This window comes from Chimaeribacter sp. YP20170169 (genome assembly GCF_056739715.1).
In genome coordinates, this window is the sequence record NZ_CP176825.1 from 306,346 (window position 1) to 315,409 (window position 9,064).

6 protein-coding genes are annotated in these 9,064 nt (G+C 59.8%); 5 read left to right on the forward strand and 1 reads right to left on the reverse strand.

Annotated elements, in window-relative coordinates; genetic code table 11:
* Positions 1-9: 9 nt before the first annotated feature.
* The 5 genes from ACK3SD_RS19260 (at position 10) to ACK3SD_RS19280 (ending at position 8,560) form a co-directional block, all read left to right on the forward strand.
* The gene (locus ACK3SD_RS19260; protein WP_481127706.1) at positions 10-1,302 is read left to right on the forward strand and encodes a PP2C family protein-serine/threonine phosphatase; all 1,293 of its coding nucleotides are present in this window, start codon (positions 10-12) and stop codon (positions 1,300-1,302) included.
* The gene (locus ACK3SD_RS19265) at positions 1,299-1,640 is read left to right on the forward strand and encodes an STAS domain-containing protein (protein WP_481127707.1); all 342 of its coding nucleotides are present in this window, start codon (positions 1,299-1,301) and stop codon (positions 1,638-1,640) included. The genes ACK3SD_RS19260 and ACK3SD_RS19265 overlap by 4 nt, the downstream gene beginning before the upstream one ends.
* Before the next feature lie 10 nt (positions 1,641-1,650).
* Positions 1,651-2,097 (forward strand): ATP-binding protein, encoded by a 447-nt coding sequence (locus ACK3SD_RS19270; RefSeq protein ID WP_137765631.1) that lies wholly within the window; start codon positions 1,651-1,653, stop codon positions 2,095-2,097.
* Positions 2,098-2,746: 649 nt separating this feature from the next.
* The gene (locus tag ACK3SD_RS19275) at positions 2,747-6,535 is read left to right on the forward strand and encodes an FAD-dependent oxidoreductase (RefSeq protein WP_481127708.1); all 3,789 of its coding nucleotides are present in this window, start codon (positions 2,747-2,749) and stop codon (positions 6,533-6,535) included.
* A gap of 189 nt (positions 6,536-6,724) precedes the next feature.
* Positions 6,725-8,560: an ABC transporter ATP-binding protein gene (locus ACK3SD_RS19280; RefSeq protein ID WP_137765633.1), complete on the forward strand. Its 1,836-nt coding sequence runs from the start codon at positions 6,725-6,727 to the stop codon at positions 8,558-8,560.
* Positions 8,561-8,606: 46 nt separating this feature from the next.
* Here ACK3SD_RS19280 and ACK3SD_RS19285 read toward each other — a convergent pair whose 3' ends face one another.
* Positions 8,607-8,996, reverse strand: a complete 390-nt coding sequence (locus ACK3SD_RS19285; protein ID WP_481127709.1) for a tautomerase family protein — start codon at positions 8,994-8,996, stop codon at positions 8,607-8,609.
* Between the last annotated feature and the right edge of the window lie 68 nt (positions 8,997-9,064).

Sequence of the window (9,064 nt, forward strand, 5' to 3'; positions counted from 1 at the left end):
GAGCGTGCTATGCAAGTGATGAGCGCCGAGCGCGAGCCAACCACCATTCTGGTGGTGGATGACTCCTCCAGTTACCGGTTTTTGCTCTCCAGTTTGTTGAAGAAGTGGGGATACCGGGTGTTTGAGGCCGACCAAGGGGAGAGGGCGCTGGAGGTGTTGCAGCAGCAGCCGATCCATATGGTCATCAGCGACTGGGAGATGCCGGTGATGGATGGGCTGGCGCTCTGCCGGGCGATCCGCCACCGCAACGCCACCCCCTACGTTTACCTGATTTTGGTCACGGCGCGCCACTCGGTAGAGGATTTGACCGCTGGCATTGAGGCGGGGGCCGATGACTTCCTCAGCAAGCCAGTTAACGCCAGTGAGTTGCAGGCGCGGCTCTATGCTGGTCAGCGCATCCTGAAGCTGGAGGCCAACCTCGCGCTGCGCAACGCCAAGCTAGTGCAAGCCTGGCAGCAGATGGAGGCGGACTTGCAAGCGGCGGCGCGGCTCCAGCACTCGCTGTTACCGGCGCGCAACGTCAGCTTGCAGGGATTCAGCATCGACTGGCTTTTCATTCCTTCCGCCTATGTCTCCGGGGACATGTTCCAGTTCTTCGCTCTGCCAGACCACCATATCGGCTTCTACTGCATCGACGTCGCCGGGCATGGCGTCACGGCGGCAATGCACTCGCTGGCGGTGGGCCGCCAGTTTATGCATGGCCGCACGGTGGAGAACTTTTTGGCGCGCACCGATGACGCCGGGCGGGTGGTGATCACCCCGCCGCATGAGGTGGTCAGCCTGCTCAACCAGCGCTTCTGTTACGAAAATGATGACGTGCAGAGCTACTTCACCATGATCTATGGCGTGATCAACACGCTGGATGGCCGGGGGCGGCTCTGTCAGGCGGGCCACCCGACCCCGTTTATCGTCCATGCGGATGGGGCCACCACCTCCATCGGCGAGGGGGGCGGGCCGGTGGGGCTGTTTGACACCCTGAGCTGGGAAGATTGCGCCTTCACTCTCCAGCCGGGCGAGTGCCTCTGCCTCTACAGCGATGGCATCAGCGAGTGCGAAAACGAGGAGAGCGAGCAGTTTGGCGAGGCACGCCTGCGCGCGCTATTGGGGGACAACCACGCCCTGCCGCGCGCCGAGCGCTTCCTCCAACTGGAGCTGGCGCTGCTGGAGTGGCGCAATGTGCAACTGGATGCGGTGGACCCGCAGAACGGCGTCAAATATGGCAACAGCAACCTGAATGACGATGTCTCGCTGCTGGTGATAGAGCGGACATCCTCCTTTGTGCAGCAAGAGGAAAAACCATGATTGTCGAAACAGCGAAACATGAACAGGTCACCCTGGTGATGCCGGTGGTGCGGCGGCTGGATGCGTCAGTATCGAACAAATTCAAGGAGACGGTGCAGGAGATGATCCGAGGCGGCGACACGGAGCTGCTGATTGACTTCAGCCGCGTCGACTTCATCGACAGTAGCAGCCTCGGCGCGCTGGTGTCGATTTTGAAGTCGCTCAACGGCAAGGGCACGCTGGCGCTGTGCGCCATGAATGCCAACTTGCTCAATTTATTCAAACTGACGCGCATGGACCGGATCTTCATGACGTTCCCCACTCAGGAAGAGGCGTTGAACAAACTGCTCAACCGATAGGTATGCGGCCATGTATGAGAGCTTGCCCCAGGACGTGGAGCTGACGCTGCCCGCTGTCACAGACAGCCTGGCGATTGCCAGCCGGGCCCTGGACGATTTTGCCCGCCCCCTGACGCTGGGGGACGAAGGGTTGTTCCCGCTCGATCTGGCGCTCAGTGAGGCGATGACCAACGTGATCAAGCATGGTTACCACTACGATGCTTCGCGCACGCTGCGCCTCTCACTGCGCTACCGTGAGGAGGAGAGGGTACTGGAGATTGGGCTAGTGGACAGCGGCACCCCCATTCCGGCGGCGCTGCTGCAACAGGAGAAGCATTTGGCGATTGACCCGGATGATATGGAGAGCTGGCCTGAGAATGGCATGGGCATCATGTTTATTCAGGCCAGCGTCGATGAGGTGCGCTACCAGAGTGACCACGGCGAAAATACCCTGACGCTCTGCAAGCGGCTGGCGTAGGTGTGGTGCAGTATCCTGGGATTCCAGCATCCTGGCATCCTGGGATGGTAACGTGCCTGACGCCCTCTGACTGGCATTGTTCCTAAAGCCCGGTGGCCCGCGTATTTTATTACCCGGCCAGTATGGGGCATGGTAAACTCTGCTCAATTAATGAACTGTCTGCAGTGGCAGCCAGCGGAAACCCCGTCAGGCAAATATGCGCCATTTTCGGTGATAAATCCCCTCCATTTAGTTAAAAATTCTTACGATGAGCAATTTTTTGAATTAAATATTTTTTATTTAATTTATTGCCCTATTTTTGTTTCATATTTCGTGCATAAATCCCCAATGCGTTAATACTTAAAAAATCCTAACTATCAGTGGGGAGTAGGGCACGTCTGCCTTACAAATCTCCCAGGATCAATTTTCAGTGTCTGAGACCTGGCGGCAAGCGGTCATGCGTTTTGCTGCAAGGGACGCTCTGCTTTCTTCTTTTTTGCTGGCTGCTTTTTTCCAGCACTCACCACACAGCATTACCGTTGTGATTCATGCCGTTTAAACCTGCGTGATCGGGTTCGGCTGTCCCGAAGGGCCGTCAACTGCCCGGTGGTCTGGTTGTCACAGGCTGGCCGGTACTGGACGGCTGTTAATGATGAGAAGGAAGTGAGTGATGACCCCATTTTCCAGTTTCTGGCAAGCCGGATATGAAGGTGCGGATCATATCAACCCCCAAGGCGAGGCGCTGTCAATGAACGAGGCGACAGGCCACCTCAACCGGGTAAGGGAAGATTATGCCGCGCTGATACCGTTCAATATCCGTACCGTGCGTGAAACGGTTGGTTGGCGGTTGGTTGAAAAGGATGGCGAATTTGATTTTAGCTCGCTGGAGGAGCGCGCCCGGGTGGCGCAGGAGCTGGGCATCCAGATCTGCTGGACGTTCTGCCACTACGGCTACCCGGAGGATGTGGCGTTCTTCTCGCCAGAGTTCATCACGCGCTTTGCCCGCTTCTGCGACGCGGTGACGCGCTACCTGGCCCCATTCTCTGACATTCCCATCTATTCACCTATCAACGAGATCTCCTTCACCAGCTGGGGCATGGAAAACGGCATCTTCCCGCCGCCGCCCGGCGTGGAGGCGGGGATTGGCGACGCCGCCAAACGCCAGATGGTGCGCGCCACGCTGGCCGGTTGCGATGCCATCTGGGCGGCTGACCCGCGCGCGCGCATCCTGCAATGCGACCCGATCATCCATTTGGTGCCGCCAGAGGTTGACCCGGAGCTGTGGGAGGGGGCCGTGGCGGGGCTACGTGAGGCGCAATACGCCGCCTGGGACATGATTTGCGGCCGCCTGGCACCGGAGCTGGGCGGCTCGCCGCGCTATCTGGATCTGATTGGCGCGAACTACTATCACAGTAACCAGTGGGAGGGAGGTACTGAAGCCCGACTGTGGTGGCATCTGGGCGACAAGCGGCGCAAACCGCTCTACCAGATGTTACTGGAACTGCATCAACGTTATGGCCGTCCTGTTTTGCTGGCTGAAACCAGCCATGTTGGCAGTGGCCGCGGCACCTGGATCAATGACATCACCGCTGAAGTGGCGCAGGCCCAAATGATCGGCGTGGATGTCCGCGGCATCTGCCTCTATCCGATTATTGATCGTCCCGATTGGGACAACGTTGCACATTGGCACCGCAGCGGCTTATGGGATCTGGACTACCTCGGCCCCGATCCCCATGCCCGGGTGCTGGTTCCTCACTATGCAACCGCCTTGCGCCGCGCGCAGGGCATGTTGCATCGGCTCCATTCGAAACTGTGTTTCACCAACAGCCCACCGGGCCAGGAAAGCTCTATGTCGACTATCGTTGTGTTTTGTCATTTGCGTTGGGATTTTGTCTATCAACGGCCCCAGCAGCTGCTGAGCCGGCTGGCACAATTTCATCGGATCCTCTTCATTGAGGAGCCCGTGTTTGACGAAGGGGCACCCTATCTGGAAACCTCGACTCCCGCCCCAAACATCACCGTTTACCGTCCGCATACACCGGTCCACGCCCCCGGTTTCCACGACGACCAGATCGCCGTGCTGCAACCTCTGCTGGAGAACCTGATCAAAGATGGCAGTGAACCCATTGCGTGGTTCTATACGCCGATGGCGCTGCCGCTGCTCAACTCCCTGACCCCGAGTCTGGTGGTCTATGACTGCATGGATGAACTGGCCGCCTTCAAAAACGCGCCGAAACAGCTGCTGCAACGTGAGTCCGCCCTGCTGGCGCGCGCTGACCTGCTGTTCACCGGCGGGCCGAGCCTTCATGCCGCCAAACAGGGCCGCCATGACAACAGCTACTGCTTCCCGAGCAGCGTGGACGCGGTGCACTTTGAGCAGGCGCGCGACCGCAACAACGGCCACCCTGACCAGCAGCACCTGCCGCACCCGCGCCTTGGCTTCTACGGCGTGCTGGACGAGCGACTCGACCTCGACCTGATTGCGGCGATGGCAGACCGCCACCCTGAGTGGCAACTCTGCATGGTGGGGCCAGTGGTGAAGATTGACCCGGCCAGCCTGCCGCAGCGCCCGAACATCCACTACTACGGCCAACAGACCTATCAGGCGCTACCGCACTTCCTGGCTGACTGGGACGTCTGCCTGCTGCCGTTCGCCTTGAATGAGTCCACCCGCTTCATCAGCCCGACCAAAGTGCTGGAGTACATGGCCGCCGAGCTGCCGATCGTCAGTACCGCCATTAAGGACGTGGTGGAGCCGCATGGTGACGTGGTGGCCATCGGCTACGATACCGAGGGCTTTATCGCCGCCTGTGAGCGCGCCCTGGCGCTGACAGATGCCGAAAAAGCGGAGAGCGGTGAGCAGATGCGCGGGCGCATCGCCGCCACCTCGTGGGATGCCACGGCGGAGCAGATGGCGACGCTGATGGATGAGTCCCTGCTGCATAAACGCCACCCAGTTCATCAGGACATTGCGCCGGTCTCCCGCACCGATTTGGATGCCTCCAACGTCGCGGTGCTGAGCACTACCAGCCCGAATGACGCGGTGCGCATCCCTTGCCTGATTGCCGGTGCTGGCCCAACCGGCCTGAGCGCCGCTTACCACTATGGCCCCGGCGCGCTGCTGCTGGAGCGCCATGATAGCGTCGGCGGCTGGTGCCGCTCCATTGAGGACAATGGCTTCACCTTTGACTTCGCCGGCCACATCATGTTCTCCAATGACCCCTATGTGCTGGAGCTTTACGCAATGCTGCTGGGGGACAACCTGCACTGGCAGAACCGTGAGGCGTGGGTCTACAGCAAAAATGTCTACACCCGCTACCCGTTCCAGGGTGCGCTTTACGGCCTGCCGCCGGAAGTGATCAAAGAGTGCATCGTCGGGGCAATCGAGGCGCGTTACGGCGCGGCCGAACAGCCAGCGGGCGCGGTGGTGAAACCGCTGGATGACTGCTGCGCCGATGGCAGCGCGCCGGATGAGAACACCACAGTGGTGGATGGCGCGGGCTGCGAGCCGAAAAACTTCGAGGAGTTCATCCACAAGGTGTGGGGCAAGGGCATCGGCAACCACTTCGCCATCCCTTACAACAAAAAACTGTGGACGGTGCCGCTCTCTGAGATGGAAACCTCATGGCTGGGTGGCCGCGTGCCGTTGCCGGATCTGGAGCAGATCATTGAGGGGGCGCTGGAGCCAGTCGGCGCACCGATGGGGCCAAACGCCCGCTTCGGCTATCCGCTGCGCGGCGGCTTCCAGGCGTTGATGGAGGGCTTCCTGCCGCATATCGACGGGCAACTGGAGACTGGCGCGAAGATTATCCAAGTACAGCCGCGTGAGCATATCCTGACGCTGGCCGATGGCCGCCGCTACCGCTATGACCACCTGATCAGCACCCTGCCGCTGCCAGAGCTGATCCGCATGATGGGCGATGCCGCGCCAGTGGAGATCCGTGAGGCCGCCGAAGGGCTGCAACATATCTCCGTCAAGTGCGTCAACCTGGGGATTGGCCGCGAAAACCTGACCGACAAACACTGGATCTACTACCCGGAGGAGACCATCTTCCACCGCATCTTTGTGCAGGGCAATGCCAGCCCGCACTGCAACCCGCCGGGTGGTTTTGGCATTACCTGCGAAATCACTTACTCGCCGTATAAACCGTTGCCGGTTGATGGGCAGGCGCTGATTGACCGCTGCATTGAGGAGTGCATCCAGGTTGGGATGTTCACCAAAGAGGACAAGGTGCTGGCGGCCAACATCGTCGATATGCCGTATGCCTATGTGATCTACGACCACACCCGCGCCAAACACGTTTCGACGGTGCGCAGCTGGCTGGCGAAGCACGATATCGTGCTGTCGGGTCGCTATAGTGAGTGGGAGTACTACAATTCAGATCATGCCTTTGTCGCCGGCAAGAACGCGGCGCAGAAAGTGAAAGCCCTGCAACGTAAGGATGGTACAGGGAGCTGACAGTGGGGCGCCCCGTACGCGGGGCGCCTTTCCGGCTTCCGGCTTTCCCCCTCCCGCCACACCGGCAGTACCGGCAACGGCACATGGACACTTCATAATTGATAAATATGGCTACACTTTATGTGACAGTGTCACCTTGGTCGGGTGCTGTGCCGGCCGGAATCCGCTTGATGAGATGAGAGGCGTCATATGTTGTACCGCAGCTTTGAAAAAATGATCGACATTTTCAAGCCAGCTCCGAAGGAAACGCCGCCTAATCGGGTATGGGCTTTCTACTTTTACTACCTCAAGCAGGTCTGGCCGACCTTCCTGGCGCTAATGTTTGTCGGGCTGGTCAGTGCCCTGCTGGAGGTGATCCTGTTTGACTTCCTGAGCCGACTGATTGACCTGACCCGCGGCACCACGCCGGCCAACTTTTTCGAGGCGCACTTCCATGAGCTGCTCTGGATGTTGATCGTCGCGTTGATCCTGCGGCCGCTGTTCATCGGCCTGCATGACCTGCTGATTCACCAGTGCATCAACCCCGGCATGTCGAGCATGATTTTGTGGCAGAACCACAACCACATCCTGCGGCAGAGCTTGCGCTTCTTCACCAATGACTTCTCCGGGCGCATCGCCCAGCGCATCACCCAGACCGGCAACGCCCTGCGTGACTCCTCGGTGCAGGCAGTGGATGCCATCTGGCATGTGTTGATCTACTCCATCGGCGCGATGGTGCTGTTCCTCGAGACCGACTGGCGGCTGATGATCCCGCTGCTGGTGTGGATTGTCGCCTACGCCATTAGCCTTAACTACTTTGTGCCGCGCGTGAAAGCGCGCTCGGTGGCCGCCTCCAATGCCAACTCCCGGCTGGTGGGGGCGATTGTCGATAACTACACCAATATCCTGACCATCAAACTGTTCGCCCAGCGTGACCTGGAGGAGGCTTACGCCCGAGAGGCGCTGCGCGAACAGACCCATAAGGCGCAACTCACCAGCCGCATGGTGACCAGCATGGATGTGACGGTAAACATCCTCAACGGGATGCTGATTGTCGCCACCACCGCGCTGGCGCTCTGGCTCTGGACGGAGAACCTGATCACCGTCGGCGCGATTGCCCTGTCAACCGGCCTGATGCTGCGGCTGGTCAACATGTCTGGCTGGATCATGTGGGTGGTCAACGGCATCTTCAGCAACATCGGCATGGTTCAGGATGGGTTGGAGACGCTGACCCAGCCGGTCACCGTCAGCGACGAGCCAAACGCACCGGAACTGATTGTCACCCGTGGCGAGATCACCTTTGAGCACGCCAAGTTCAACTACATCCGCGAGGGTACGCCGCTAATCCCCGACTTCAACCTGACCATCGGCGCTGGCGAACGCATCGGGCTGGTCGGCCCCTCGGGTTCCGGCAAGTCCACGCTGGTCAACCTGCTGCTGCGCCTCTACAACCTGGATGGCGGCCGCATTCTGATTGATGGGCAGGACATCTCCCAGGTCAGCCAGCAGAGCCTGCGCGCGCAGATCGGCATGATCACCCAGGACACCGCGCTGTTGAACCGCTCGCTGCGCGATAACCTGCTCTACGGCAAGCCCGATGCCACCGAGGAAGAGTTACAGCGCGCCATCAAACGGGCGCACGCCGATCAGTTCATCCCGTCGCTGGTGGACGATCAGGGTCGCACCGGGCTGGATGCCCATGTCGGCGAGCGTGGCGTGAAACTCTCCGGCGGCCAGCGCCAGCGTATCGCCATCGCCCGCGTGCTGTTGAAAGATGCGCCCATTTTGATCATGGATGAGGCGACCTCCGCCCTCGACTCTGAGGTGGAAGCGGCCATCCAGGAGAGCCTGAACGTGCTGATGAAGGGCAAAACGGTGATTGCGATTGCCCACCGCCTCTCCACCATCGTCAAGATGGATCGGCTGGTGGTGATGGAGAAGGGGCAGATTGCCGAGCTGGGCAGCCACGACGAGTTGCAGGGGGAGCAGGGCCTTTACTCCCGCCTGTGGCGTCACCAGACCGGCGGGTTTGTCGGCGCACGGTAAGCGGCCAGATCGCCAAAAGGGACGGTACGCCGTCCCTTTTTCATGCCTAGAGTTCACCCGTCACATACTGTGCGACCCCATTGCCAAAACTCCAGTCCGAGCGCGTATTGCTGATGAACGAGACCATCACGTCACTCGGCAAAATGCCGCACTGCTCATGCAGTTCGCGGCACAGTTCGGTCAGGAACAGCGCCTTCTGCTCCTCGCTGCGCGGGCTGGTAAACACCCGCAGCACCAAAATATTGTCCGTCCGCTCAATCCCTAGCCCGGTATCTTGGATCACCATTTGGTAAGGTTTATTTTCGTGAACAATCTGGTAGCGATCGCGCTCTGGCACCTTAAAGGCGGTCAACACTGCGCGGTGGGCGGCGTCCAGCATCTGGGTAATCTGTTGTTCACTGCGTCCCTCGAGAATATCAAAGGTCAATAATGGCATGGCTCACCTCCAGGTCGTTCCGGGTTTCAACGGGGCGCGCCCCGTCACTGAGGATCAGACTAAGGCAA

What these genes read in the sequence shown, in the direction of transcription:
- ACK3SD_RS19260 (WP_481127706.1), top strand. Translation starts at nt 10, where the DNA reads ATGCAAGTGATGAGCGCCGAGCGCGAGCCAACCACCATTCTGGTGGTG.
- ACK3SD_RS19265 (WP_481127707.1), top strand. Translation starts at nt 1,299, where the DNA reads ATGATTGTCGAAACAGCGAAACATGAACAGGTCACCCTGGTGATGCCG.
- ACK3SD_RS19270 (WP_137765631.1), top strand. Translation starts at nt 1,651, where the DNA reads ATGTATGAGAGCTTGCCCCAGGACGTGGAGCTGACGCTGCCCGCTGTC.
- ACK3SD_RS19275 (WP_481127708.1), top strand. Translation starts at nt 2,747, where the DNA reads ATGACCCCATTTTCCAGTTTCTGGCAAGCCGGATATGAAGGTGCGGAT.
- ACK3SD_RS19280 (WP_137765633.1), top strand. Translation starts at nt 6,725, where the DNA reads ATGTTGTACCGCAGCTTTGAAAAAATGATCGACATTTTCAAGCCAGCT.
- ACK3SD_RS19285 (WP_481127709.1), bottom strand. Translation starts at nt 8,996, where the DNA reads ATGCCATTATTGACCTTTGATATTCTCGAGGGACGCAGTGAACAACAG.